Here is a 25,000-nt window from a genome sequence, read left to right on the forward strand (position 1 = left end):
CTCCGTGCGGAGGAGCGGCGCCGTCGTCACGTGCCGGGCGCGTCAGGCGCCGACGTCGTCCGTGAAGTCGACGTGCGTGGTGTCCTTCTCGACGAAGAGCGCCACGAGGGTGATGACGGCCATCACCGAGAGGTAGATGCCGACCAGCACCGGCGAGTCCGTGATGCCCCACAGCCAGACCGCGATGAACGGCGCGACGGCGGCACCGAGGATCGACGACACGTTGTACGCGATGGCGGAGCCCGTGTACCGGACGTTCCCCGGGAACAGCTCGGGCAGCATGGCGGCCATCGGGCCGAACGTCAGCCCCATGAGCGTGAAGCCGAGGATGAGGAGCGCCATGACGCCCGTCGTGCCGCCGCCGAACAGCGGCACGAAGAGCAGGCCGAAGACGGCGATCGCGGCCGTGACGACGAGGAGGTGGCCGCGGCGGCCGAACCGCTCCGCGAGCGGGCCGGACACCAGCGTGAAGATGCCGAAGAACACCACGCCGATGATCAGCATCCACAGGAAGTCGACCTTCGCGTAGCCGAGGCCGGGCGGCACGTCAGACGCGGGGGTGGTGCCGTACGTCAGCGTGAACGTGGTCATCAGGTAGAAGAGCACGTAGGTCGCCAGCATGATGAACGTGCCGGAGACGATCTTGCGCCACGAGGTGCGGAAGACGGCGGCGACCGGGACCTTCGCGACGGCGTCGGCCTCGACGACCTTCTGGAAGGCCGGCGTCTCGATGAGCTTGAGGCGCACCCACAGGCCGACGATCACGAGGACGGCGCTGGCGAGGAACGGCACGCGCCAGCCCCAGCTCTGGAACTGCGCGTCGCTGAGCGACGTGGAGAGCCCGATGAACACGAGGTTGGCCAGGATGAACCCGATCGGGGCGCCGAGCTGGGGGAACGTGCCCCAGATGGCGCGCTTTCCGGCGGGGGCGTTCTCCGTGGCCAGCAGCGCGGCGCCGCTCCACTCGCCACCGAGGCCCAGGCCCTGGCAGAAGCGGCAGAGCACGAGGACGGTGGGGGCGAGCACGGTCCAGCCCGGCGTCGAGGCGCTGGGGATGAGACCGATGACCACGGTCGCGATGCCCATGGTCAGGAGCGACGCGACGAGCGTGCGCTTGCGGCCGATCCGGTCGCCGAAGTGGCCGAAGAGGACCGACCCGACGGGCCGGGCGACGAACGCCGCGCCGAACGCGGCGAACGACGCGAGCAGCGCCGTCGTGCCGTCCTGGTTCGGGAAGAACAGCGCGGGGAAGACGAGCGTGGCCGCGGTGGCGTACGCGTAGAAGTCGTAGAACTCGATGGAGGTGCCGATGAGCGACGCGACGACGACGCGGCCGCGCGAGTTGACGGCCGGCGTCGGCGCGCTCGTGGCACCCGACGTGACGGAGGTGGTCATGGTCGACGACCGTACGACCGTCATCCCGTATCATGAACAGTTGTCTCAAGATATGAATCGCGTCCCGCTGCGTGCCGGTGCCCGCCGCGTGAAGGTGTGGTGAACGTGAATAAGCCCGCCGGGGCGCGTGTTGGCACCACCGTGCCGGGCGAGGCAGGATCGACGGCGCGCTGGGACGACGGCATCGACCACGTCCCGGGACCACTGCATCCGTAACGACGGGACGAACACGACGACATGAACGATCTGCTGCACGTCAACGGCGGGACCCCTCTCGAGGGCACGATCACGGTGCGGGGGGCGAAGAACTTCGTCTCCAAGGCGATGGTGGCGTCGCTGCTGGGCGAGTCGGCGAGCGTCCTGCGCAACGTGCCGCAGATCCGTGACGTGGGCGTGGTCACGGGCTTGCTCGAGCTGCACGGAGTGACGGTGAAGTCGGACCCGGACGCCGGGATCCTCGACCTCGACCCGTCGAACGTGGAGTCGGCGCACGTGGCGGACATCGACGCGCACGCGGGCTCGAGCCGCATCCCGATCCTGTTCTGCGGGCCGCTGCTGCACCGGTTGGGTGAGGCGTTCATCCCCGACCTGGGCGGCTGCCGGATCGGCGACCGGCCGATCAACTACCACCTGGACATCCTGCGCCAGTTCGGCGCCGTGGTGGACAAGATGCCCAACGGCATCCAGCTGCGCGCCCCGCGCCGGCTGCAGGGCACGAAGATCTCGCTGCCGTACCCGTCGGTGGGCGCCACGGAGCAGCTGCTGCTGACGGCGGTGCGTGCCGAGGGCATCACGGAGCTGACCGGTGCGGCGATCGAGCCCGAGATCATGGACCTGATCGCGGTGCTGCAGAAGATGGGCGCGATCATCTCGGTGGACACCGACCGGGTGATCCGGATCGAGGGCGTCGACCGCCTCGAGGGGTACTCGCACACGGCGCTGAGCGACCGGATCGAGACGGCGTCGTGGGCGTCGGCGGCCCTGGCCACCGGTGGCGACGTGACGATCAAGGGCGCCACGCAGCCGGAGATGATGACCTTCCTCAACACGTTCCGGAAGGTGGGCGGCCGGTTCGACGTGCAGGAGGACGGGATCCGGTTCTGGCACCCGGGCGGGGACCTGGACTCGATCGTGCTCGAGACGGACGTGCACCCGGGGTTCATGACGGACTGGCAGCAGCCGCTCGTCGTGGCCCTCACGCAGGCCAAGGGCCTGTCGATCGTGCACGAGACGGTGTACGAGAACCGGTTCGGGTTCACCGACGCGCTGCGGAAGATGGGCGCGACGATCCAGGTCTACAAGGAGTGCCTGGGTGGCCGTGACTGCCGGTTCGGGCAGCGCAACTTCCACCACTCCGCCGTGATCTCCGGCCCGACGCCGCTGTCCGCGGCGGACATCGTGGTGCCGGACCTGCGGGGCGGGTTCTCCCACCTGATCGCGGCGCTCACGGCCAAGGGGACCTCCACGGTGCGGGGGATCAGCCTGATCGACCGTGGGTACGAGTCGTTCCAGGACAAGCTCGTCGCGCTCGGCGCCGACGTCTCCCGCGGCTGAGGCGCCTCGATCACCGAGGCCGGGCGGTAGGCTCTGGCCCCGTGCCGATCGCCCGTCCTGACTCCCGTGGTTACCGCCTCGTCGCGCGCATCGTGCGGCCGCTGCTGTTCTCGATGGTCCGCTACGACTGGGACGGCGGCGAGGAGAACCTGCCCCGCGAGGGCGGGTTCATCGCCGCCGCCAACCACGTCACCGAGTACGACGCGCTGACGCTGGCGCACTACCTCTTCGACAAGGGGTTCGAGCCGCGGATCCTCGCGAAGCGCGGCCTGTTCACCGCACCGGTGGTCGGGTCCGTGCTGCGGGCGACGCGGATGATCCCGGTGGACCGCGGCACGTCCGCGGCCGCCCGGTCGCTCGAGGACGCGGGCAACCAGCTCGGCAGCGGCGCCTGCGTGGCGATCCTGCCCGAGGGCACGCTCACGCGGGACCCCGACCTGTGGCCGATGGAGGGCAAGACCGGGCTGGCACGGCTGGCGCTGGCCAGCCGCCTGCCGGTCGTGCCCGTCGCCCAGTGGGGCGCCCACAAGATCCTGCCGCGGTACGGGCGCCTGCTGCGGCCGTTCCCGCGCAAACCCGTGACGATCGTCGCCGGCCCGCCCGTGGACCTGTCCGACCTGTACGACCGGCCGATCGACACGCAGAGCCTGCGCGAGGCCACCAACCGCGTCATGGACGCGATCACCGTGCAGCTCGCCGAGATCCGCGGCGAGACGGCCCCGCCCACCCGCTTCGACCTGCGCAAGCACCCCGAGTACGAACGCAAGCAGACCGTCTACCCGCCCGTGGAGCGCCCATGACGAACCCGACCACCGCACCCCCGTCCGGGAACCCGTCGGCGCCGACCCGTGTCGCCGTCCTGGGCTCGGGGTCCTGGGGGACGACCTTCGCGATGGTCCTCGCCGACGCGGGCTGCGACGTCCGGCTGTGGGGCCGGGACGCGGCCGTCGCCGACGAGGTCACGACCCGGCGCACCAACGGCAAGTACCTGCCCGGCATCGAGCTGCCCGCGATGACGGGCACCACCGACGCCGCCGCGGCGCTGGCCGGCGCGCAGATCGTCGTCGTGGCGGTGCCGTCGCAGGTGTCGCGCGCCACGCTCACCGGCCTGCGCGACCTCGTCGAGCCCGACGCCGTGATCGTCTCCCTGATGAAGGGCGTGGAGCTCGGCACGGACGAGCGCATGAGCCAGGTCATCGTCGAGGCGCTCGACGTGCCGCTCTCGCGCGTGGCCGTCGTCTCGGGACCGAACCTCGCGGCCGAGATCGCCCGGCGCCAGCCCACGGCGACCGTGGTGGCGTGCTCCGACGAGTCGGCGGGGCGGTTCGTCGCCGAGGCCTGCTCGAACTCCTACTTCCGCCCGTACACCAACGACGACGTGGTCGGCGTGGAGCTGTGCGGCGCGGTGAAGAACGTCGTCGCGCTGGCCGTCGGCATGGCGCAGGGCCGCGGCTTCGGCTCGAACACGGTCGCGACCGTCATCACGCGCGGCCTGGTCGAGATCACGCGCCTCGGCCTCGAGCTCGGGGCCGACGCCGCGACCTTCGCGGGCCTGGCGGGCATGGGCGACCTGGTGGCGACGTGCACCTCGCCGCTGTCGCGCAACAACACCCTCGGCCGCCACATCGGCGAGGGCATGACGCTGGAGGAGGCGGTCGCGGCCACCGGCACCACGGCGGAGGGCGCCAAGTCCTGCCGCTCCGTGCTCGACCTCGCCGCCAAGCACGGCGTCGACATGCCGATCACCGCCGGCGTCGTCGCGGTGCTCTACGAGGGCCTCCCGGTGGAGGAGATGGCCCGCGGCCTGCTCGCCCGCCCCCAGAAGTCCGAGGGCGTCGACGCCTGACGGCGGGGAACGCTCCCCGCCCGACCTCCGCAGCGCGGTCGTCGGACCGCGCCCGTACGGTGGCGCCATGACTCCCGGTCCCCGGCCCGTCCTGGTGTTCGACGTCCTCGGCACGCTGGTCGACCAGGCGGGGAGCCTGGAGGCCGAGGTGCAGGGTGCGGGGCTCGACGCGGGGGCCGCGCGCGACGTCGTCGCGACGTGGCTCGGCCGGGTCGCCGACCGGGAGCGGGAGGTGGTCGCGGGGCGTCGGGACTTCGTGCCGAGCGGTGACCTGGACCGCGAGGTCCTCGCCGGGCTGGCCGCCGAGGGCGCGCTGCCGGCGCCCGTCGTCGCCCGCCTCGCGACCGCCGCGCAGCGGCTGCGTCCCTGGCCCGACTCCGTGGCGGGCGTGGCGGCCCTGGCGCGGGACTTCACCGTGCTCGGCCTGTCCAACGCGGACCACCGCACGCTCGCCGCGCTGCGCGCGGACGCCGGCCTGGCGTGGCATCGGGCGCTGTCGGCCCAGGACGCGGGCACCTACAAGCCGGCACCGGAGGTCTACGCCGCGGCGGTCGCCGCTGCCGTGCCGGCGCCCGCGCCGACAGGGACGGCGGGGCCGCCCGTGCTGGTCGCCGCGCACGCATGGGACCTGCGTGCCGGGGCCGCCGCGGGGATGCGCACCGCCTACGTGCCGCGGCCGCAGGGCGACGCCCCGCGGGACGACGACGCGTTCGACCTGTACGCCGCCGACCTGGCGGACCTGCGCGGACGCCTGCTCGCCGGGGAGCTGCGGTCGCCGGTCGCCTGAGGGCGCGGGCCCGACCCGGGCGCGGTCAGCCGCGGCCGGCGCCGGAGCGCAGGGCCTGGTCGAGGTCCGCCCAGAGGTCCTCGACGTCCTCGACGCCCACGGACAGGCGCAGCAGGTCCTCGGGCACGGTCGGGGACTCGGTCGCGAACCGCCGCCGCCGCTCCAGCGTGGACTCGACGCCGCCGAGCGACGTGGCGGGCACCCAGAGCCGCACGGCGGCGACCACGGCGTCGGCGGCGGCGGGTCCGCCGTGCGGGCGGACGCCGAGGATCGCGCCGAAGCCGTTCATGAGGCCGGCGGCGCGCTCGTGGCCGGGGTAGCCGGGCAGCGACGGGTGCCGCACCTCGGCCACGCCGGGGTGCGCCGCGAGGCGTCGGGCGAGCTCCGCCGCCGACGCGCTCGCCCGCTCCACGCGCAGGTGCAGCGTCCGCAGGCCGCGCAGCGCCAGCCACACCTCCATCGGTCCGGGGATGGCGCCGTGCAGCGTCCGGTACGCGCGCAGGCCGGCGGCGATCTCGTCGTCGCGGGTGACGGCGGCGCCGAGCACGACGTCGGAGTGGCCCGCCAGGTACTTGGTCACCGAGTGCACGACGACGTCCGCGCCGAGGTCCAGCGGGCGCTGGCCGAGCGGCGTCGCGAACGTGTTGTCGACGACGGTGCGCACGCCGCGCTCGCGAGCGGCCGTGAGGATCGCGGGCAGGTCCGCGACCTCGAGCATGGGGTTGGTCGGCGACTCGGCGAGGAGCACGTCGGCGCCGTCGAGCGCCGCGACCACCTGCGCGGTGTCGGCGACGTCGACGCGGCGCACGTCGACGCCGTGCCGAGCGGCGAGGTCGTCGAGGTAGCCCAGCGACACCTGGTAGGCGTGCCGCGGCACCACGACCGCGCCGCCGTCGGGCACGTCGCCGACGGCCGCGATCACGGCCGCCATGCCCGAGCCGAACACGACGCCGTGCGGGGCGCCCTCCAGCGCGGCGAGGGCGTCCTCGAACGGGTGCCACGTCTCGGTGTCCATCCGCGTGTACAGCAGCTCGCCGGGGCCGGTCACGCCCTGGTTGACGTAGGTGGAGCTCAGCACGACCGGCGGGTTCACCGGCCCGCCCTGGACGCGGGGCGGCCGGCCGGCCGTGACGGCGAGGGTGGCGGGGGACAGCGGCACCTGCGGTCCGTGCGGGTCGTGCGTCATGGCCGCAGGGTACGACGGGGCACCCGGCCGGCGACGCGCCGTCCCACCGACCTGTCAGGACGAGCGCGCGGTATACCCGGCGCGCGCCCTGACCGCCCTGAGTCACGCGAGTTGTCAGGATGAGCGCACGGCATACCGCGCGCTCGTCCTGACAACGCAGGTCAGACGGCGGCGCGCGGCTCGACGAGGCGGGCCAGCAGCTCGACCAGCAGCCGCTCGACCAGCGGCGCGGGCAGCGCCTCGACGAGCGCGAGCAGCGGCGCCATGGGCCCGACGCCCGGCGCCGCGTCGGGGTCGCCGCCGACCGTGCCCAGCCCGATCCCGTCCAGGAGCGCCGCGGCCGTCGCGGAGTCGAGGGTCGCGGTGGGGTCGAGGGGCGGGAGGGCACCGAGCAGCGCGCCGGCGTCGGGCCGCGGCCGCCCGCGCACCTCGTCGGCGGCGGCGTGCAGCACCGGCACCAGCTCGTCCAGCACGCCCTCGGTGACGGGGGTGACGGTGAGGTGCGTGGTGTGCGGCAGCCGCGTGCCGTCGGCCTGGTCGAGGCCGGGCTGCGCCTGGAGGACCCAGCCGCGGCGCGCCACGGCGTCGGCCCACACGTGCGGGTCGACGCGCCGGTCCGCGGGCACCGCGGCGTCGGCGGCCACGGCCAGCAGCGGGCCGACGGGCGAGCCGACGACGCAAAGCCCGTCGATCCCGGCCGGACCGTCGACGGCGTCGCGCAGCGCGAGGGTGGCACGCCGGGCGCGGCCGGCGAGCGTCGCGAGCCCGTCCGTACCGAGGGCCTGGAGGATCGCCCACGCGGCGGCGAGCGGGCCGCCCGAGCGCGAGCCCAGCAGCGTCGGGTTGACGACGGGGTAGCCGGGCCACCGGGTGGTGGCGAAGTACTGCGCCCGCTGGCGGTCGCGGTCGCGGTGCAGCAGCACGGACGCGCCCTTGGGGGCGAACGCGTACTTGTGCAGGTCGGCGCTCACGCTGGTCACGCCGGGCACGCGCAGGTCCCAGGCGGGTAGCCCGGGCCAGAAGGGCAGGGCGAAGCCGCCGATGCACGCGTCCACGTGCAGCGGCACGCCGTGGTCGGCGGCGAGCGCCGCGACGTCGGCCACCGGGTCGGCGGCGGCGTGCGGGTAGGACGGCGCGGAGACGACGACGAGCGCGACGTCGGCCGCGCCCGCGGGGCCGCCGGTCAGGCGCGCGCCGAGCGTCGCGGCGTCGACGGCGCCCGCCGTCGGGCCGTCGGCGGCGACGTGCACGAGGTCGAGCTCCAGCCCGTAGAGATGGGCGGCCTTGTGGAACGCGGCGTGCACCGTGACCGGGGCGACGAGCCGGGGGCGTGCCTCGCCCGGCCGCAGACCGCGGGCGGCGAGCCAGGTGTCCCGCGCGGACTGCACCGCGAGCAGGCAGCTCTCCGTGCCGCCGCTCGTCACGCTGCCGACGGTGTCCGCGTCGCCGCCGAGCAGGTCGCGCGCGAACGCGACGACGTCGCGCTCCAGGGCGGCCACCGAGCCGAACGTCGTGGGGTCGAGGCCGTTGACGGGCTGCATCGCGCGCGCCGCGTCGCCGGCGAGCGCGTCCAGCTCGGGGACGCCTGGGTCGTACACGTAGCTGAGCACCCGGCCGCCGTGGGTGGGCGCGTCGCGGTGGCGCAGGGCGGCCAGCGCCGCGAGCACGGCGGCGGGGTCCTGGGCCAGGTCGAACGGATCGTCGCGCGCGTCGGCGGGCAGGGCGGGGCGGTTCACGGGGCCTCCTGGGGACGGGGAGAGGGGGCGTCGGCCCGGGTGGGGTCGGGGGCGGCGGGGTCGGGCGCGCTGTCGGGCGCGTCGTCGTGCGCGTCGATGTCGCGCCGGCGCAACGGGTAGCGGCCGAGGGGCACGAGGCTGGCGACCACGAGCAGCGCGGGCAGGAGGCTGAACGACGCGACGATGCCGAGCACGGCGGCGGGCGGCTGGTCGACGGCCTGAGCGCCGGTGGACTCCACGTAGCCGGTGACGGCGAGCACCACGGTCAGCAGGGTGGTGCCGAGGGCCATGCCGGTGGTCTCGCCCGCGGTCCAGATGCCGCCGAACGCGCCGGCACGGTCGGTCCGCGTCACGCGGGCGTCGTGCGCGATGACGTCGGGCAGCATCGCCATCGGCAGCGACTGCATGCCCGCGTACGCCGCGCCGGCGAGGGCCACGGGTGCGTACACCCAGGCACCGGGCGCCCAGGCGAGGGGCAGCAGCGCGAGCGCCGCGACGGCGAACAGCACCGACGCCAGGCGGAACGCGCGCTCCTTGCCGGTGCGACGGGCGAGCACGCCCCACGCGGGTGTCACGACGAGCGCCGGCCCCACGAGGGCGACGAACAGGAACGTCACCGCGGCCGTGTCGTCCTGGACCCAGGTCGCGACGTACTGGGCGCCCGCGAGCATGGCGCCGGTGGCGAGCGCCTGCAGCACGAAGGCGCCGAGCAGGGTGCGGAACGGGCGGCTCGAGCGCAGCAGCCCGAGCCCCTCGCGGTAGTGCGCGGCGAGCCGGGGGCGGGCCGGGACCGGCCGCGGCGGGGCGGGCGGTCCCGCGGAGCGCTCGACCGTCGACGCCACGAGCAGCGCCGCCCCGAGCACCAGCGACGCGGCCACCGCCATCAGCAGGTACCCGAGCCGCTCGTCGTCGCCCCCGAGGCCCCGCAGCGCGGGCCCGCCGCCGCCGAACAGCAGGATCGCTGCGGTGAGCACCACGACCCGCGCGGTGAGCAGGCGCGTGCGGGCGTCGTAGGTGCCGGCGAGCTCGGCGGGCAGGGCGATGTACGGCACCTGGAACAGGCTGAACGCCGTCGCCGCCGCGAGGAAGGCGAGGAGCACCCAGGTCGCCGCTCCCGCCGGGGCGAGGCCGGCCGGCACGGCGAACGTCAGGGTGAAGAACACCGGCAGGGCGAGGCCGCCCACGACCATGAGGCGCCGGCGGCGCCCGGTGCGGGCGCGCTCGCGGTCGCTGGCCGCGCCGATCAGCGGGTCGATGACGACGTCCCACACCTTCGCCGCGGTGACGAGCAGACCGGCGAGCCCGGCCGCGACGCCGAGGGTGTCCGTGAGGTAGAAGACCAGCACCAGGCCGGGGAGCGTCGCGAACCCGCCGGTGCCGACGGACCCGACGGCGTACCGGGCGACCGTGCCCCTGCGCAGCGTCATGACGCGGGATCGTAGCGGTCCGGGAATGCCGCGGGGCCCGCCGTCCTTGTGCCCACTGTGACCCAGGCGACGAACTCTGCCCCGGCCGGCCTCGCGCTCGGCTCCCTCGACCTCGCCGGAGCGCCGCTGGTGCTCGGCGGCAACGTGTTCGGCTGGACGGCCGACGACGCCGCGTCCTTCGCGGTCCTCGACGCGTTCGCCGACGCCGGTGGGCGCATGCTCGACACCGCCGACGGGTACTCCGCCTGGGTGCCGGGCAACTCCGGGGGCGAGAGCGAGGCGACGATCGGCCGCTGGCTCGCGCGCACGGGCCGGCGCGACGACGTGCTGGTCGCGACCAAGGTCTCCGCGCACCCGCAGTTCCGCGGGCTGGCGGCGGCGAACGTCCGGGCCGCGGCGGAGGCGTCGCTGAAGCGCCTGGGCACCGACCGCATCGACCTGTACTACGCCCACTTCGACGACGCCGACACCCCGATCGAGGAGACGGCGGCGGCGTTCTCCGCCCTCGTCGACGACGGCCTCGTGCGCGAGATCGGCGTCTCCAACTACACGCCGGGGCGGATCGACGAGTGGTTCGCCGCCGTCGACGCGGCGGGCCTGCGCCGTCCCGTGGCCCTGCAGCCGCACTACAACCTCGTGGAGCGCGGCTTCGAGGACGGGCTGCGCCAGGCCGCCGAGCGCCACGCGCTCGGGGTGCTGCCGTACTACGCGCTCGCCTCCGGCTTCCTCGCCGGCACCTACCGCGACGGCGAGGCACCCGACAGCCCCCGTGCCCAGGGCGCCGCGCGCTACCTCGACGACCGCGGGCGGCGCGTGCTGGCCGCGCTCGACGACGTCGCCGCCGCCCACGACGCGCCCGTCGCGTCCGTCGCGCTGGCCTGGCTGCGCGCGCAGCCGACCGTCGTCGCGCCTATCGCCAGCGCCCGGCACACGGGCCAGCTCGGCGCCCTGCTGCGCTCGATGACGCTGGAGCTCACCCCCGACGAGCTCGCCCGGCTGGACGGCGCCTCCGCCTGAACCGTCCGGAGCCGTCAGGGCCAGGCGCACGTTTCCGCGCACGTGGTCCTGACGGCTCGGGCGGTCGTCAGTCCTCGAGGGGGCCGAGCACGGCCTGCGCGACGGTCGAGTGGGCGGACTCGTCGTCGGACGGGTGGAAGATGCCGGCGAGCACGTCGCGGTAGAGCCGGCCGAGCTCGGAGCGGTTGAAGTACGTGGACCCGCCGGAGCAACGGATCGCCTCGTCCACCACCTGGCGGGCCGTCTCCGTCACGCGCACCTTGAGCCCCGCCGTCGAGCGGAAGAAGCCGGCACCTGACCCGGACCGCACGTCGACCTGGGCGTCGACCTCCCCCGCCACGAGGTCGAGCTGCGGCCACAGGCCGTCCAGCGCGAGGGCGGCGGTGCCGATGCGCCAGCGGATGTCCGGGTCCTGCGAGTACGCCTTGCCGGTCTTCATCGAGCGCCGCTTCCCGACCGTCTCGACGGCGAGCGCCAGCGCGCGGTCGGCGATCCCCAGGTAGACGCTCGCGAGCAGGATCTCGAAGCTGGTGAAGATCCCCAGCACGTACGGGTCGAGGCTGGGGCCGGGCTCGATGCGCCGCAGCACGCGGTCGGCGGGGGCGTGGGCGCCGTCGAGCACGGTGGTGCAGGACTGCGACGCCCGCATGCCGAGCGTGTCCCAGTCGTCCTTGATCTCGAAGCCGCCGCCGTCACGGGTGACGAACGCGTGCACGATGCGCGGGTCGTCGGGGTCGGTCGCGTCGTCCAGGCCCATGACACCGAGACGCGTCCAGCCGGGGGAGTTGGACGTGAAGATCTTCGTGCCGTGGAAGGAGTACCCGCCGTCGCCGTCGGGGCGGGCCTCGGTGCGCGAGCCGAGCAGCACCAGGTCGTTGCCCGCCTCGGAGTAGCCGAAGCCGAAGACCTCGCCGTGCGCCGTCTCCTCGAGCAGCCAGTCGAGGGAGGAGTCGCCGCGCTCGTGCAGGAACCGGGCGACGCCCACCCACACGTGGTGCATGTTCACCGCCAGGGCCGTGGCGGGCGCCGCGCCGGCGAGCCGGGCCTGCTCGCGCGCGGCCTCGCGCAGGGTCAGGCCGGCGCCCCCCAGGTGCTGCGGGACCATCGCCTGCAGGTACCCCGCCGCCTTGAGGTCGGCGAGGTCGTCGGCGAAGAACGCGTTCTCGCGGTCGTACGCCGCCGCACGGCCGCGGATCGTCTCCAGCAGCTCGTCGGTGAGGATCTGGCGCGGGGCGGAGAGCGGCGAGGGGAAGGACGACGGCGCGGCGTCCGGCGAGGTCACAGGCATGACCTCACCGTACGCCGCGCCCTGGCTCAGACGTCCGCCGTCGCCTCCTGCCCCTGCGGCAGCAAACGGTGCAGCACGTCCGCCAGCGTGACGACGCCGAGCGTGCGCCCGTCGCGCCGCACCAGCGCGAGCTGCTCTCCCGCCTCGCGCAGCAGCGAGATCGCCGCGTGCACGGTGGTCGCCGCGTCGAGCACGAACGGCGCGCGCGCCACGGGTGCCACGGGGGCGCCGTCGTCGAGCAGCAGGGTGTCGCGCACGTGCACGACGCCGGCCACCTCACCCTCGGCACCGCCGTCGCGCAGCAGGATGCGCAGGTGGCCGGACGCCACGGACGCGGCGCGCACGTCGGAGGCCGTGGCGTCCGCGGCGACAGAGGTGGGGCGTGCCCCCGCCGGCACCAGCGCGTCGACGGTGAGGGTCTCGAGCTCGAGCGCCCCGGCGATCTGCGTGGAGTACGTGGCGTCGAGCGCGCCGACGTTCACGGAGTGCTCCACGAGGTGCCGCAGGGTGGCCGGGTCGTGACCCGCCTCGATGTGGTCCACCGGCTCCACGCCGACGGCACGCAGGCACTGGTTGGCCAGCGCGTTGAGCCAGCGCAGCACGGGCCGGGTGACCCACATGAACGCCCGCATCGGCAGGGCGAGGAGCGTCGCGGACGCCTCCGGGTGCGCGATGGCCCACGACTTGGGCGCCATCTCGCCCACCACGAGGTGCAGGAACGTCACGAGGATCAGCGCGAGCACGAAGCCCGCGACGTCGGCCACCCAGTACGGCGCGCCCCACGCCGCGAACAGCGGCGTGAGCCAGTGGTGGACCGCCGGCTTGGTCACGGCGCCGAGCGCCAGGGTGCAGGCGGTGATGCCGAGCTGCGACCCGGCGAGCAGCAGCGTGAGCTCGGACGAGCTGCGCAGCGCGGCCCGGGCGGACCGGCTGCGCGGGGCGGCGTCCTCCAGCCGGTGGCGGCGCGCCCCGAGCAGGGCGAACTCCACGGCCACGAAGAACGCGCTGAGCGCGATGATCACGACGGTCGCGACGACGACGACCCAGGGGTTGCTCATCGGTCGTCCTCCTTCGCGAGGTCGGGCGTGGCGTCCGGGGCGGGCCCGACCGTGCCCTCCGCGGTGCCCTCGAACAGCCGCACGCGCACCAGGTGGGGCACGTGCCGCTCGACCGAGATCACGTCGACCTCGAGCCATCGGCGGCGGGGTTCGTCGTGCACCAGGTCCGCCGGGTCCGGCGGGAGGTCGACCCTCACCGCGTCTCCCGCGCGGGGCAGCGCGCCCGTCTGCGCGATGAGCAGCCCGGCGACCGTCTCGTGGTCGCCGCGCGGCAGGTCGTGCCCGATGGCGCGCTCCGCCTCGTCCAGGTGGACGTCGCCGCCCATCACCCAGGCGCCGTCGTCCTCGTGCGCCACGGTGACCGGCAGGTCCGGGTCGTGCTCGTCGGTGATCTCGCCGACGAGCTCCTCGGCGAGGTCCTCGAGGGTGAGCACGCCCGCGAGGCCGCCGTACTCGTCGACGACGACGGCGAGCTGGTTGCGGGTGCGCGTCAGCTCGGTGAGGGCGTCCGGCAGCGCCATGAGGGTGGGCAGCACGGTGACCGGCCGCATGAGGTCGGTGACGGGAGCGGCGTCGTCGAGGCCGGTGCGCAGCAGGTCGGTGAGCTGGACGACGCCGAGCGCGCGGTCCTCGGCGTCCACCACCGGGTAGCGGGAGTGGCCGCCGGACATGAGCGTGCGCAGCTCGCCCACGGTGAGGGCAGGGTCGACGGTGCCGACGCGCGAGCGCGGGATCATGGCGTGCTCGACGTCGTGCTGCGGGAAGTCGAGGATGCGGTCGATCAGCACCGACAGGTCGTCGGGGAGGTCGCCGCTCTCGCGCGAGTCGGCCACGATGTGCTCGAGGTCGCGGGCGGTGGCGGAGTGCTCGACGTCGTGCACCGGCTCGATCTTCAGCACGCGCAGCAGCGCGTTCGACGCCTTGTCGAAGATCGCGATGAGCCAGCCGAGGACCGTGAGGTACGCCGTCGTCGAGCCGGCCAGGCGCAGGGCCGTGGGCTCCGGCCGGGCGATGGCGAGGTTCTTCGGGAACAGCTCGCCGAACAGCATCTGCACCAGCGTCGAGACGGCGAGCGCCGCCACCGTGCCGACGGCCACGCCGACCCCGGTCGGGACGCCGACGCCGCCGAGCATCGTGCCCAGCGCGTCGCCCACCAGGGGCTCGGCGACGTAGCCGACCAGCAGGCCGGTCACGGTGATGCCGAGCTGGGCGCCCGAGAGGACGAAGGACGTGCGGCGCGTGACGGCGAGGGCGCGCTTCGCGGTCGCGTCACCGGCCTCCGCGCGGGCGGCGAGCCGGGAGCGGTCCACGGTCATGTAGGCGAACTCCTGGGCGACGAAGTAGGCCGTCGCCGCCGTGATCACGAGGATCACCAGGATGCCGAGGAGGAGGGAGAGGACGGCGGTCACCGGGGGCGCACCGCCTCAGGGTCGGCAGGAGTCGAGGGCTGCGGGGAGCCCGGACTATGACTGGGGTCGTCGGCGGGCGCGGCCTGATCCTCGGCCGGGGGCGCCGCGATGGCGTTCGAGTCGTTCGTGATGTCCACGATCGCCCCAACGACGCTCCCGCGCCATCGGTTCCCGGCGCTACGCTCCCGTGCACACGGTCGACGAGGACCGTGCCGCACGAAGGGACCGCCATGTCCGAGACCAGCGCCGACACCGCCGTCGGCCGCAGCGCCGACACCAGCAGCACCGACCGTTCCGTCATCCGCAGCCCGCACGCCGACGTCGAGATCCCCGACGTCAGCCTCTACGACTTCCTCTTCGCGTCCCTCGCCGCCGCGGACGTCGACCGGGTCGCGCTGGTCGACGGCCCGAGCGGCGGCAGGATCACCTACGGGGAGCTGCGCGACCGCGTGGGGGCGATCGCCGGGGCGTTCGCCGCCCGGGGCCTGGGCGTCGGGGACGTGGTGGCCCTGCACAGCCCCAACGTGCCCGCCTTCGTCGCCGTCTTCCACGGGCTGCTGCGGGCCGGCATCACGGTGACCACGATCAACGCGCTCGCGTCGGGGCGCGAGGTCGCCAAACAGCTCGGGTCGTCCGGGGCGAGGGCGCTCGTGACCGTCTCGGCCCTGCTGCCGGCGGCCGAGGCCGGCGCCGACGCCGTAGGGATGGCGGCCGCCGACGTCGTCGTGCTCGACGGCGCGGACGGCCACCCGTCGCTCGGGGAGCTCCTCGCGGGCGGCCACGCCGCGCCCGACGTCGCGTTCGACCCCCGCACGCACCTCGCCGTCCTGCCCTACTCGTCGGGCACGACGGGGCTGCCGAAGGGCGTGATGCTGACCCACCGCAACCTCGTGGCGAACGTGGTGCAGACGGAGGCGTACCTGCCCCTCGCACCTGACGACGTCGTCCCCGCGGTCCTGCCGTTCTTCCACATCTACGGCATGACGGTGCTCATGAACGGCGCGATCTACCAGCGCTCGGCGCTCGTCACCCTGCCGCGGTTCGACCTCGCCGAGTACCTGCGCGTCGTCGAGCAGCACCGGGCCACCGTGCTGTTCGTCGCGCCGCCCATCGCGCTGGCGCTCGCCAAGCACCCGGCGGCCGCCGGCCGGGACCTGTCCAGCGTGCGGATCCTCATGTCGGGGGCGGCCCCGTTCGACGAGCACCTGGCCGAGGCGGTGGGCCGCCGCCTGCCGGGCGCCCGGGTGCTGCAGGGGTACGGGATGTCCGAGATGTCGCCGGTCTCGCACGTCGTGCCCGTCGACCGCACCGACATCTCCCCGGGCACCGTCGGCCTGCTGGTGCCCAACATGCTGGCCAAGGTCGTCGACCCGGCGACGGGCGAGGCGATCGCGCTGCCCGAGGTCGGCGTCAGCGCGCCCGGCGAGCTGCTGTGCTCCGGTCCGAACGTCATGGTCGGCTACCTCGCCGACGAGCAGGCCACCCGGGACACGCTCGAGCCCGACGGCTTCCTGCACACCGGCGACATCGTGACGGTCGACGCGGACGGCGCGTTCACGGTGGTCGACCGCCTCAAGGAGCTCATCAAGCACAAGGGGTACCAGGTGGCGCCCGCCGAGCTGGAGGCGCTGCTGCTCACGCACCCCGAGATCGCGGACGCGGCCGTGATCGGCGTGCCGGACCCGGAGTCGGGGGAGGTGCCGAAGGCGTTCGTCGTGCGGGCCGAGGGCAGCAGGCTCGACGGCGGCGACGTGCAGGCCTTCGTCGCCGAGCACGTCGCCCCGTACAAGAAGGTGCGGGTCGTGGAGTTCGTCGACGCGGTCCCGAAGTCCGCGGCGGGGAAGATCCTGCGCAAGGAGCTGCGCGCCCGCTGAGGTGGTGGGGACGGCGGGTCCGGGTCCGGTAGGTTGGGCGGCGATGTCCGACGCCACCGCCGCTCCCACGAGCCCCGTTCCTGCCGTCCCGCCCGCGGGCGACGGTGCCCCGCGCAAGACCCGCGTCGCCGTGCTGTTCGGCGGTCGCTCGGGCGAGCACGCCATCTCCGCGTCCACCGCGGCCGGCGTGCTGCGCGCGATCGACCGCGACCGCTACGACGTCGTGCCCGTGGGCATCACGCGCGAGGGGCGCTGGGTGATCGCCGCCGACGACCCGGAGCGGTGGCAGATCACCGACGGCCGGCTGCCGGAGGTGACCGCCGACTCGGGCGCCGAGGTCGTGCTGTCGCTCACCCAGGGCGAGCGCACCCTGCGCGTGCTGGAGCCGGGCCAGGTGCCCGCGCTGCTCGGCGAGGTCGACGTCGTCTTCCCGCTGCTGCACGGGCCGTTCGGCGAGGACGGCACGGTGCAGGGCCTGCTGGAGCTGTCGGACGTGCACTACGTCGGCGCGGGCGTGCTCGCCTCGGCGGTCGGCATGGACAAGCACTTCATGAAGCTCGTGCTCGCCGGCCAGGGCCTCGCCGTCGGCCCGTACGTCGTGATCCGGCCGCGGGAGTGGGAGCGGGACCGCGCCGCGTGCGTCGCCGCCGTCGAGCCGCTCGGCCTGCCGCTGTTCGTCAAGCCCGCCCGCGCGGGGTCGTCGCTCGGCATCACGCGCGTGGACGACCTGGCCGACCTGCCCGCCGCCGTCGACGCCGCGCGCGAGCACGACCCCAAGGTGGTCGTCGAGGCAGGGATCGACGGCCGCGAGATCGAGTGCGCCGTGCTCGGCGGGCACGACGGCGCGCGGGCGCGGGCGTCGCTGCCCGGCGAGATCGTCGTCGACCACGACAGCCACGCGTTCTACGACTTCGAGGCGAAGTACCTCGACGAGGCGCACGTCGACCTGCGCTGCCCGGCCGAGCTGCCGCAGGCCGTCATCGACGAGATCCGCGAGGTCGCGGTGCGCACGTTCGAGGCGGTGGAGGCCGAGGGCCTGTCCCGCGTGGACGTCTTCGTCACCCCCGACGAGCGCGTGATCGTCAACGAGATCAACACCATGCCCGGGTTCACGCCCTTCTCGATGTACCCGCGCATGTGGGAGGCGTCGGGCGTGAGCTACCCCGAGCTCGTCGACGAGCTCATCCAGCTCGCCCTGGAGCGCCCCACCGGCCTGCGCTGAACGGCGGCGTGGCTGAACGGGGAAGTGCAGGAGGTCGGCGAGCCTCAGGGCACCACGAGCTCGCCGAGCGGGCCCGGGGCGTGCGCGACCTCCCACAGGAACCCGTCGGGGTCGGTGAAGTAGCCCGAGTAGCCGCCCCACTCGCGCTGCACGCCGTCGCGGACCGTCGCGGCGCCGGCCCGGCGGGCGTGCGCCAGGACGGCGTCCACGTCGGCCGGCGTGCCGACGTTGTGCGCCAGGGTCAGCGGCGCGGTGCCGCCGCGCACCACCGGCCCGATCTCCTCCGTGGCGTGCCCCTCGTCCCAGAGCGACAGCACGACGTGCTGCCCGACCTGGAACATCAGCACCTCGCCGGGCGCCTCCATCAGCGGCTCCCAGCCGAGGCCGTCCACGTAGAAGCGCCGCGTGGCGGCGAGGTCGGCGACGACGAGGGTGACGAGGCTCAGGCGCTGGTCCATCCCGTCACCGTGCCACGGGCGGTCGGTCCGCGCCTCGGCAGTCGCGTCAGGTGCACTGCGCGGTCGGCGGCACGTTGCTCACGGCCTGGGCGAGATCGCCGACGAACGACGTCGAGTGGTCCTCGGTGACCGACGGGGGCACGACGACCTCGACGGCGGGCTCGCGACCGTAGGTGGTGAACCGCCACGTCCCGTCCTCGCCGGCCTCGACGATCCAGTCGACGGCGCCCGCCGGGGACTCGACGCGCTGGCAGTCGGGAGAGGGTCCGGGCGGGGTGACGCCGCAGCGCAGCGTCACGGCGGCCCCGGGCTCGCCCCAGGCGGCGGTGGCCTGGGCGTTGGTCTTCGCCTTGTCGAGGTCGCCCGCGAGCACGTCGGGCAGCGCGAGCATGACGGGCGCGCAGTCCGGGTTGGCGGCGTCCTCGGCGGGCGTCGCGCCGATCGTGGTGGCGCAGGCAGCCAACGGGAGGACGAGGACGCCCAGCGCGACGGCGCGGGCAGCGGCGCGGGACGACATCAGGGCACGGGCACGACGGGGCACGGCGACCACGCTACCGGGCGGGACGTGCCCGCCGACCGCCTACAGTCGTCCCGTGACCGACGCCACCCGACCCCTCGTGCGCGACCTGTCCGAGGAGGACCTGCTCGCGCGGATCTTCCCGCTGCTGCCCGCGGCGGCGGCGACCCTGCTCGGCCCGGGGGACGACGCGGCGGTGGTCGCGGCCCCGGACGCGCGGTTCGTGGTCACGACGGACGTGCTCGTCGAGGACCGGCACTTCCGCCGGCGCTGGTCGGGCGGGTACGACGTCGGGGCGCGGGCCGCGACGGCCAACCTCGCGGACGTCGCGGCGATGGGCGCGCGCCCGACCTCCCTGGTCGTGTCGCTCGTGGTCCCGGGAGACCTGCCGGTCGACTGGGTGACCGGGCTCGCCCGCGGCCTGGCGGACGTGTCCGCGCCGGTCGGGGCGGGCGTCGTGGGCGGGGACCTGTCGGGCGGCGAGACCGTGGTCGTGGCGGTCACCGCGCACGGCGACCTGGAGGCGCGTGCGCCCGTGACGCGGGCCGGTGCGCGGCCGGGCGACGTGCTGGCCTACGCCGGGCACCGCGGGCTCTCGGCGGCAGGCCTCGCGCTGCTCGACGCCGGCGCGGCGACCCCCGCGGACGCGACGACCGTCGACGGCGCGGCGGGGGTCGGTGCCTGCGTGGCCGGCTACCTGCGCCCGGGGGCGCCGCTCGCGGCCGGTCCGGCGGCGGCCCGGGGCGGGGCCACCGCGATGCTGGACGTCTCGGACGGGCTGCTGCGCGACGCGGGCCGGATGGCGCGCGCGAGCGGCGTCGGCGTGGACGTCGAGGCGGGCGCGCTGGCGATCGACGTCGAGCGGCTGCTGCCCGCCGCCCGGGGGCTGGGGCTCGACCCGGAGGCCGCTCGGGACGCCGCGCGGGGATGGGCGCTCACCGGGGGAGAGGACCACGGCCTGCTCGCCGCGTTCCCGCCGGGCGTCGCGCTGCCGGAGGGCTTCCGCCGCGTGGGGCAGGTGCGGCAGGGACCCGCCGTCGTCACCGTGGACGGTGCGGAGCCCGCCGCGCGCGGCGGGTGGGACCACTTCGGCGGGTGACCGCGCGGGGGTCGCTCAGCCGCGGCGGTAGCGCACCTCGGTGACCGGGGTGTCGCCGATGTCGTCCATGCGCTCGACGCCGTCCGCCTGGAAGCCGTGGCGGCGGTAGAAGTGGCGTGCGCGCTCGTTCTGCGCGAGCACCCACAGCGACATCGGCACGCCGTCGGGGACGTCGGCGAGGACGGTGCGCATCAGGTCGCGGGCGACGCCGCGGCCCCAGGACTCGGGGTCGAGATAGATCGCGTAGAGCTCGAGGTCGCCGTCCTCGGCGTCCTCGTCGCGCGACGGGCCGTAGCTCGCGAAACCCAGGAGGCGGCCGTCGCCCTCGGCGACGAGCGTGGTGCGGGTGCCCTCGTCGAGGATCTGCTGCCACTGGGCGGCCCGCTCGGTCGCGTCGAGGGAGTCGAGGTACTCGGCCGGCAGCACGCTGGCGTAGGCGCCCTTCCACGAGGTGAGGTGCACCTGGGCGATCCGCCCGGCGTCGGTCACCGCGGCGGGCCGGATCTCCACGTCGCTGTCGGTCTGCACGATCATCTGCTCAGAGTGCCACGTCGTCGCCGCCTCGGCCAAGGCCGTTTGGTGAATCCTTCACGAATTCTTTGCCGGTGTCCGCGGGCGACGAGCGCGCGGGGACGCCGGGTGCACGAGGGGACGACGAGACGCCCGCCGGGAAGATCCCGACGGGCGTCTCGCGAAAGCGTCGAAGCACCGGGGTGTGCCCGGTGCGCAGGCTCAGGCCTGGCGCGTGACCTTGCCCGCCTTGAGGCAGGAGGTGCAGACGTTCACACGCTTGGGGGTGCCCGCGACCACGGCACGGACGCGCTGGATGTTCGGGTTCCAGCGGCGCTTCGTGCGGATGTGGGAGTGCGAGATGCTGTGCCCGAAGCCCGGGCCCTTGCCGCAGACGTCGCAGTTGGCAGCCACGGTCTCTCCTGAATCGTCGTGACACGACCCGCGCCAGGGCAGCAGGACGTGAAGCTTGGTGGTTGGGGGAGCCCGGAACAGGCCGGGCAACCACACGAGGATAGCCGATCGGAGGAGTGCCCCTCAACGTGTGGTGTCTCACCGCTACCGTGGGGGCGTGCAACAGCCCGAGCTCCTCGACGCCTCCGTCGTCCGTGCCTGGGTGAGCACGGCCGCCCGGGCCCTGGCCGAGGCCCGCGCCGAGATCGACCGCGTGAACGTCTTCCCCGTGGCCGACGGCGACACCGGCACCAACATGTACCTCACGATCCGCGACGCCGCGGCGGCCGTCCACGCCGCGCCCGCGGACGCCGGCGGGGCGCGCCTGCTGCGGCTGGCCGCGCGGGCGGCCCTGCGCGGCGCACGGGGGAACTCCGGGGTGATCCTCAGCGAGTGGTTGCGCGGTCTCACCGTCGCCGCGACGCGTGGCGACAGCCTCGCCATCGCGCTCGACGTCGCTGCCCGGACCGCGCGCCACGCCGTCGCGCACCCCGCGCCCGGCACCATCCTCACGGCGGCGGAGTCCGCCGCGGCCGCGGCCCGGCACGCCGAGGCCGGCGGGATGGTCGGTCCCGCCGGAGCGGCGGCGCGGCTGTCCACGACCGACGCCGCCTGCCGCGGCGCGCGGGAGGCGGCCCTGCGCAGCGTGGGGGCGCTGGAACCGTTGCGTGCCGCCGGCGTGCTCGACGCCGGCGCCTGCGGGCTCGTGCTGGTGCTGCGGTCCCTGGCGGCGGCGCAGCGGGCGGCCGCCGAGGGAGTGTCGGAGGCGGACGGCAGCATCGGCCCCGTGCTGCTGGACATCGACCTGCGAGGACACGCGGCGCCCTCCGCCGGCGAGGCCGCCGAGGGAGACGACGGGTCGCGCACCGGCCGGGGCACGGGCCCCGGCGGTGCCCTGCCCGCGGGTGGGGCCGAGGGTGGGCACGGGCGGTCGCACGGGCATCCCCACGAGCATCCCCACGAGCATCCCCACGAGCACGGCGGCGTCGCGACCGACGACGTCGAGCTCATGTTCCTGCTGGAACGGTCGGCGTCCGCCGCCGACTTCAGCCCCGGTGCGGTGGCCGACGCGTTGCGCGCCGACCTGGACGACGTCGGGAGCTCGGTCGTCGTCGTGGGCGGCGCCGAGGACGGCACCGGTGCGGACGACGTCGACCGCTCGCTCTGGCAGGCCCACGTGCACACCGCGGACCTCGACGCGGCGCTCGGCGTGGCACGGCGCTGGGCGTCGCGGGGCGCGGTGTCGCGGGTGTCGGTGCGCCACCTCGCGGTCCCGCCCGACCGGTGGGCGGTGGTCGTCACGACGGCCGCGCCGGCGCTGGCCGCCGAGCTCGCGCGCGGCGGCGCCGTCGTGGTCCTCGACCTCGACGTCCCCCCGACCGCGGCGGACCTCGTCGCCGCGGCGGTCGGGGCGGGGGCCCCGCGGGTGCTCGTCCTCGCGCCCGAGGCGCTGCAGCCCGACCCCGTGGGCCCGGGAGCGGGCGCCGCGGACGGGCCCGAGGCGACACCCGAGATCGTGCGGGTCGTCGCGCCCGGCGACGTGCACGTCGTGGCGGGGATGTCCGCGCTGGCCGCGACGCTCGACGACCCGCGCGAGCAGGACGCGGGCGTCCCCGACGCCGTCGGTGCGGTGGTCGCGGGGCTGCGCGTCGGCGGCGGCCCGGCCGTCACGGTCGGCGCCATCGTCAAGCGGCTCGTGGCGGGTTCGCCGATCGCGATCGTCACCCTGCTGCCCGACGACGACGTCCCTGACGCCACCGTCGAGGTGCTCGCGTCGCGGGCCGCGGCCGTGTCCGACGGCGCGGACGTCGTCGTCATGCGCACCGGTCGCCCCGGGGACCACGTGGCGATCGGCGTCGAGCCGCTCGCCGTCGACGCGGCGGAGGGACCCGCGTGACCGGGCGCGAGGGCGAGGCGCTGACCAAGGTGCTGGGGGCCCGCAGCGCGGGCCCGCTGGCCAAGCTGGGCCTCGTCACCGTCGGGGACCTGCTGCGGCACTACCCGCGCCGGTACGGCGACCCCGGCACGCTCACGGACATGGACCGGCTGGCGCTCGGCGAGCACGTCACCGTGATGGCGCGGGTCGCGCGGGCGACCGTCCGGACCATGCGCTCGCGCGCGGGCGCCATGCTGTCGGCGGTCGTCACGGACGGCCGGCACGAGCTGGCGCTGACGTTCTTCGCCAAGCGTGCCGGCGCGCTGCGGCCGCACGAGGACAAGCTGCGACCGGGGCGCGTGGGGCTGTTCACGGGGGTGGTGAGCGAGTACCGGGGCACCCGCCAGCTCACCCACCCGGACTACGTCCTCGTGGGCGTGGACGCGGACGACGCCGAGGAGGCGATGTTCGAGGCCAGCCGACCCATCCCCATCTACCCCGCGTCGTCGTCCGTGCCCTCCTGGCGCATCCAGCGGGCCGTGCGCACGGTCCTCGACCCGCTCACCGAGGCGGACGTCGAGGACCCGGTTCCCGACGAGGTCCGTGCCCGGCACGGGCTGCCGAGCCGGCTCGACGCCCTGCGCGCGATCCACCACCCCGTCGACCAGCCCTCCTGGCAGCAGGCACGCCACCGCTTCCGCTTCGAGGAGGCCTTCGTGCTGCAGGCGGCGCTCGCGCAGCGCCGGGCGCACGCCGCCGAGCAGGAGGCCACGGCCCGCCCGCCGCGGGGGCCCGGGGAGCCGAGCCTGCTCGCCGACTTCGAGGCGGGACTGCCCTTCACGCTGACGGGCGGGCAGCGCGCGGTGGGCGAGGACCTCGCGCAGGAGCTCGCGCAGGCCCGCCCGATGCAGCGGCTGCTGCAGGGCGAGGTGGGCTCCGGCAAGACGGTCGTGGCGCTCCGGGCGATGCTGCAGGTGGTCGACGCCGGCGGCCAGGCCGCGCTCCTGGCGCCCACGGAGGTGCTCGCGGCGCAGCACGCCCGCACCCTGCGCGCCCTCCTCGGGCCGCTCGCCGAGGGCGGGCTGCTCGGCGGGGCCGCGCACGGCACCAGGGTCGCCCTGCTCACCGGATCGCTCGGCGCTGCCGCCCGCAAGGAGGCGCTGCTGCAGGCCGCGAGCGGGGAGGCGGGGATCGTCGTGGGCACGCACGCCCTGCTGGGCGACCAGGTGCAGTTCGCCGACCTGGGTCTCGTCGTCGTCGACGAGCAGCACCGGTTCGGCGTCGAGCAGCGCGACGCGCTGCGCGCCAAGGGGCGCGTGGCGCCGCACGTGCTCGTCATGACGGCCACGCCCATCCCGCGCACGGTCGCGATGACGGTGTTCGGCGACCTCGAGACGTCGTCGCTCACGCAGGTGCCCGCCGGGCGCGCCGGCATCACCTCGCACGTGGTCCCCGCCGGCAACCCGCGGTGGATGGAGCGCACCTGGTCGCGTGTGCGCGAGGAGGTCGACAAGGGGCACCGCGCGTACGTCGTGTGCCCGCGGATCCACCCCGACGAGGACCTCCCCGCCGGCGGCGGGGCAGCGGCGAAGGACTTCGACGACGTCCCGGACCTCCTCGAGCTCATGGACGGCGACGGGGCGGCCGACGAGCGTCCGGCGCTGCGCGCCGTGCTCGAGGTGGCGGACATGCTACGCGAGACGCCGGCGCTCGACGGCCTCGACGTCGGCGTGCTGCACGGCCAGATGGCGCCCGCGGACAAGGAGTCCGCGATGGCCCGGTTCGCGGCCGGCGAGCTGCAGGTGCTGGTCTCCACCACCGTGATCGAGGTCGGCGTGGACGTGCCCGAGGCCACGGTGATGGTCGTCTTCGACGCCGACCGGTTCGGCCTGTCCCAGCTCCACCAGCTGCGCGGCCGGGTCGGGCGCGGCTCCGCGCCGGGGCTGTGCCTCCTGGTCTCGACGGCGCAGCCCGGCACGCCCGCGGCGACCCGGGTCGAGGCGCTCGCGGAGACGACCGACGGTTTCCGGCTCGCCACCCTGGACCTCGAGCTGCGCTCCGAGGGCGACGTGCTCGGCGCGGCCCAGTCCGGCCGCTCCAGCTCGCTGCGCCTGCTGCGCGTCGTGCAGGACGCCGACCTCATCGCCGACGCGCGGCGGGAGGCCACCGCCGTCGTCGACGCCGACCTCGAGCTCGGTGAGCGCCCCGAGCTGCGTGCGGCGATCGCGGCGCAGCTGGACGACGAGCAGGAGGAGTTCCTCGAACGGGCCTGACCGGTCGACTGGTGT

21 protein-coding genes are annotated in these 25,000 nt (G+C 75.2%); 10 read left to right on the plus strand and 11 right to left on the minus strand.

The genetic code is table 11. The annotated features are described in order from the left end of the window. Positions 1-42: 42 nt before the first annotated feature. Entirely contained in the window at positions 43-1,395 is a 1,353-nt protein-coding gene (locus ACFVS0_RS17940) for an MFS transporter (protein WP_430550221.1), read from the minus strand. Positions 1,396-1,632: 237 nt separating this feature from the next. Here ACFVS0_RS17940 and murA point away from each other — a divergent pair, with 237 nt between their 5' ends. From murA to ACFVS0_RS17960, 4 genes are all read left to right on the plus strand, one after another. Next, positions 1,633-2,949, plus strand: a complete 1,317-nt coding sequence (gene murA / locus ACFVS0_RS17945; protein ID WP_430550220.1) for a UDP-N-acetylglucosamine 1-carboxyvinyltransferase — start codon at positions 1,633-1,635, stop codon at positions 2,947-2,949. A 41-nt stretch (positions 2,950-2,990) separates the two neighbouring features. Beyond that, positions 2,991-3,749 (plus strand): lysophospholipid acyltransferase family protein, encoded by a 759-nt coding sequence (locus ACFVS0_RS17950; RefSeq protein WP_430550219.1) that lies wholly within the window; start codon positions 2,991-2,993, stop codon positions 3,747-3,749. Next, on the plus strand, positions 3,746-4,795 hold the full coding sequence (locus ACFVS0_RS17955; RefSeq protein ID WP_430588715.1) for an NAD(P)H-dependent glycerol-3-phosphate dehydrogenase: 1,050 nt from the start codon (positions 3,746-3,748) through the stop codon (positions 4,793-4,795). Before ACFVS0_RS17950 ends, ACFVS0_RS17955 begins: the two co-directional genes overlap by 4 nt. 67 nt (positions 4,796-4,862) lie before the next feature. Then, positions 4,863-5,582: an HAD-IA family hydrolase gene (locus ACFVS0_RS17960; protein WP_430588716.1), complete on the plus strand. Its 720-nt coding sequence runs from the start codon at positions 4,863-4,865 to the stop codon at positions 5,580-5,582. Positions 5,583-5,607: 25 nt separating this feature from the next. Here ACFVS0_RS17960 and ACFVS0_RS17965 read toward each other — a convergent pair whose 3' ends face one another. The 3 genes from ACFVS0_RS17965 to ACFVS0_RS17975 form a co-directional block, all read right to left on the minus strand. Beyond that, positions 5,608-6,768, minus strand: a complete 1,161-nt coding sequence (locus ACFVS0_RS17965; RefSeq protein WP_430588717.1) for a trans-sulfuration enzyme family protein — start codon at positions 6,766-6,768, stop codon at positions 5,608-5,610. A 161-nt stretch (positions 6,769-6,929) separates the two neighbouring features. Next, positions 6,930-8,504 carry a pyridoxal phosphate-dependent decarboxylase family protein gene (locus tag ACFVS0_RS17970; protein WP_430588718.1) on the minus strand — a complete coding sequence of 525 codons (1,575 nt, stop codon included), beginning with the start codon at positions 8,502-8,504 and terminating at the stop codon, positions 6,930-6,932. Next, a complete protein-coding gene (locus ACFVS0_RS17975) occupies positions 8,501-9,931 on the minus strand; it encodes an MFS transporter (protein ID WP_430588719.1) in 1,431 nt (476 codons plus the stop codon). Before ACFVS0_RS17975 ends, ACFVS0_RS17970 begins: the two co-directional genes overlap by 4 nt. Before the next feature lie 57 nt (positions 9,932-9,988). Here ACFVS0_RS17975 and ACFVS0_RS17980 point away from each other — a divergent pair, with 57 nt between their 5' ends. Then, a complete protein-coding gene (locus ACFVS0_RS17980; protein ID WP_430588720.1) occupies positions 9,989-10,948 on the plus strand; it encodes an aldo/keto reductase in 960 nt (319 codons plus the stop codon). A gap of 67 nt (positions 10,949-11,015) precedes the next feature. Here ACFVS0_RS17980 and ACFVS0_RS17985 read toward each other — a convergent pair whose 3' ends face one another. Genes ACFVS0_RS17985 through ACFVS0_RS17995 form a run of 3 tightly spaced genes read right to left on the minus strand, consistent with a single transcriptional unit; the run spans position 11,016 to position 14,703 of the window. Beyond that, positions 11,016-12,236 carry an acyl-CoA dehydrogenase family protein gene (locus ACFVS0_RS17985; protein ID WP_430588721.1) on the minus strand — a complete coding sequence of 407 codons (1,221 nt, stop codon included), beginning with the start codon at positions 12,234-12,236 and terminating at the stop codon, positions 11,016-11,018. 26 nt (positions 12,237-12,262) lie between these two features. Continuing rightward, positions 12,263-13,294, minus strand: a complete 1,032-nt coding sequence (locus ACFVS0_RS17990) for a CNNM domain-containing protein (RefSeq protein ID WP_430588722.1) — start codon at positions 13,292-13,294, stop codon at positions 12,263-12,265. Then, positions 13,291-14,703, minus strand: coding sequence for a hemolysin family protein (locus ACFVS0_RS17995; RefSeq protein ID WP_430588723.1), 1,413 nt, complete (start codon positions 14,701-14,703; stop codon positions 13,291-13,293). The genes ACFVS0_RS17990 and ACFVS0_RS17995 overlap by 4 nt, the downstream gene beginning before the upstream one ends. Before the next feature lie 230 nt (positions 14,704-14,933). On the opposite strand from ACFVS0_RS17995, the gene ACFVS0_RS18000 reads away from it, so the two are divergent. Together ACFVS0_RS18000 and ACFVS0_RS18005 are read left to right on the plus strand one after the other, a co-directional pair. Further along, complete coding sequence (locus ACFVS0_RS18000) at positions 14,934-16,577, plus strand: AMP-binding protein (RefSeq protein WP_430588724.1); 1,644 nt, start codon at positions 14,934-14,936, stop codon at positions 16,575-16,577. 43 nt (positions 16,578-16,620) lie between these two features. Next, complete coding sequence (locus ACFVS0_RS18005; protein WP_430550208.1) at positions 16,621-17,799, plus strand: D-alanine--D-alanine ligase family protein; 1,179 nt, start codon at positions 16,621-16,623, stop codon at positions 17,797-17,799. Positions 17,800-17,843: 44 nt separating this feature from the next. Here ACFVS0_RS18005 and ACFVS0_RS18010 read toward each other — a convergent pair whose 3' ends face one another. Then, on the minus strand, positions 17,844-18,257 hold the full coding sequence (locus tag ACFVS0_RS18010; protein WP_430563782.1) for a VOC family protein: 414 nt from the start codon (positions 18,255-18,257) through the stop codon (positions 17,844-17,846). A 46-nt stretch (positions 18,258-18,303) separates the two neighbouring features. After that, positions 18,304-18,798, minus strand: a complete 495-nt coding sequence (locus ACFVS0_RS18015) for a DUF3515 family protein (protein WP_430563783.1) — start codon at positions 18,796-18,798, stop codon at positions 18,304-18,306. A 52-nt stretch (positions 18,799-18,850) separates the two neighbouring features. Between ACFVS0_RS18015 and ACFVS0_RS18020 the strand changes: the two genes are divergently transcribed. Beyond that, positions 18,851-19,873: a thiamine-phosphate kinase gene (locus ACFVS0_RS18020; RefSeq protein WP_430588725.1), complete on the plus strand. Its 1,023-nt coding sequence runs from the start codon at positions 18,851-18,853 to the stop codon at positions 19,871-19,873. A 15-nt stretch (positions 19,874-19,888) separates the two neighbouring features. Here ACFVS0_RS18020 and ACFVS0_RS18025 read toward each other — a convergent pair whose 3' ends face one another. Together ACFVS0_RS18025 and rpmB are read right to left on the minus strand one after the other, a co-directional pair. Further along, on the minus strand, positions 19,889-20,407 hold the full coding sequence (locus tag ACFVS0_RS18025; protein ID WP_430586404.1) for a GNAT family N-acetyltransferase: 519 nt from the start codon (positions 20,405-20,407) through the stop codon (positions 19,889-19,891). 198 nt (positions 20,408-20,605) lie between these two features. Then, positions 20,606-20,797 carry a 50S ribosomal protein L28 gene (gene rpmB / locus ACFVS0_RS18030; protein ID WP_069984843.1) on the minus strand — a complete coding sequence of 64 codons (192 nt, stop codon included), beginning with the start codon at positions 20,795-20,797 and terminating at the stop codon, positions 20,606-20,608. A gap of 157 nt (positions 20,798-20,954) precedes the next feature. On the opposite strand from rpmB, the gene ACFVS0_RS18035 reads away from it, so the two are divergent. Next, a complete protein-coding gene (locus ACFVS0_RS18035; protein ID WP_430588726.1) occupies positions 20,955-22,733 on the plus strand; it encodes a DAK2 domain-containing protein in 1,779 nt (592 codons plus the stop codon). Next, entirely contained in the window at positions 22,730-24,985 is a 2,256-nt protein-coding gene (locus ACFVS0_RS18040) for an ATP-dependent DNA helicase RecG (protein ID WP_430588727.1), read from the plus strand. Before ACFVS0_RS18035 ends, ACFVS0_RS18040 begins: the two co-directional genes overlap by 4 nt. The last annotated feature ends 15 nt before the right edge of the window (positions 24,986-25,000 follow it).

The organism is Isoptericola sp. NPDC058082, from assembly GCF_042885055.1.
Classification (GTDB): domain Bacteria; phylum Actinomycetota; class Actinomycetes; order Actinomycetales; family Cellulomonadaceae; genus Isoptericola.

Bases quoted from the DNA above. Each gene is read 5' to 3' on its own strand.
- ACFVS0_RS17940 (WP_430550221.1), bottom strand. From the start codon at position 1,395: ATGACCACCTCCGTCACGTCGGGTGCCACGAGCGCGCCGACGCCGGCC.
- murA (WP_430550220.1), top strand. From the start codon at position 1,633: ATGAACGATCTGCTGCACGTCAACGGCGGGACCCCTCTCGAGGGCACG.
- ACFVS0_RS17955 (WP_430588715.1), top strand. From the start codon at position 3,746: ATGACGAACCCGACCACCGCACCCCCGTCCGGGAACCCGTCGGCGCCG.
- ACFVS0_RS17960 (WP_430588716.1), top strand. From the start codon at position 4,863: ATGACTCCCGGTCCCCGGCCCGTCCTGGTGTTCGACGTCCTCGGCACG.
- ACFVS0_RS17965 (WP_430588717.1), bottom strand. From the start codon at position 6,768: ATGACGCACGACCCGCACGGACCGCAGGTGCCGCTGTCCCCCGCCACC.
- ACFVS0_RS17975 (WP_430588719.1), bottom strand. From the start codon at position 9,931: ATGACGCTGCGCAGGGGCACGGTCGCCCGGTACGCCGTCGGGTCCGTC.
- ACFVS0_RS17985 (WP_430588721.1), bottom strand. From the start codon at position 12,236: ATGCCTGTGACCTCGCCGGACGCCGCGCCGTCGTCCTTCCCCTCGCCG.
- ACFVS0_RS17990 (WP_430588722.1), bottom strand. From the start codon at position 13,294: ATGAGCAACCCCTGGGTCGTCGTCGTCGCGACCGTCGTGATCATCGCG.
- ACFVS0_RS18000 (WP_430588724.1), top strand. From the start codon at position 14,934: ATGTCCGAGACCAGCGCCGACACCGCCGTCGGCCGCAGCGCCGACACC.
- ACFVS0_RS18005 (WP_430550208.1), top strand. From the start codon at position 16,621: ATGTCCGACGCCACCGCCGCTCCCACGAGCCCCGTTCCTGCCGTCCCG.
- ACFVS0_RS18010 (WP_430563782.1), bottom strand. From the start codon at position 18,257: ATGGACCAGCGCCTGAGCCTCGTCACCCTCGTCGTCGCCGACCTCGCC.
- ACFVS0_RS18025 (WP_430586404.1), bottom strand. From the start codon at position 20,407: ATGATCGTGCAGACCGACAGCGACGTGGAGATCCGGCCCGCCGCGGTG.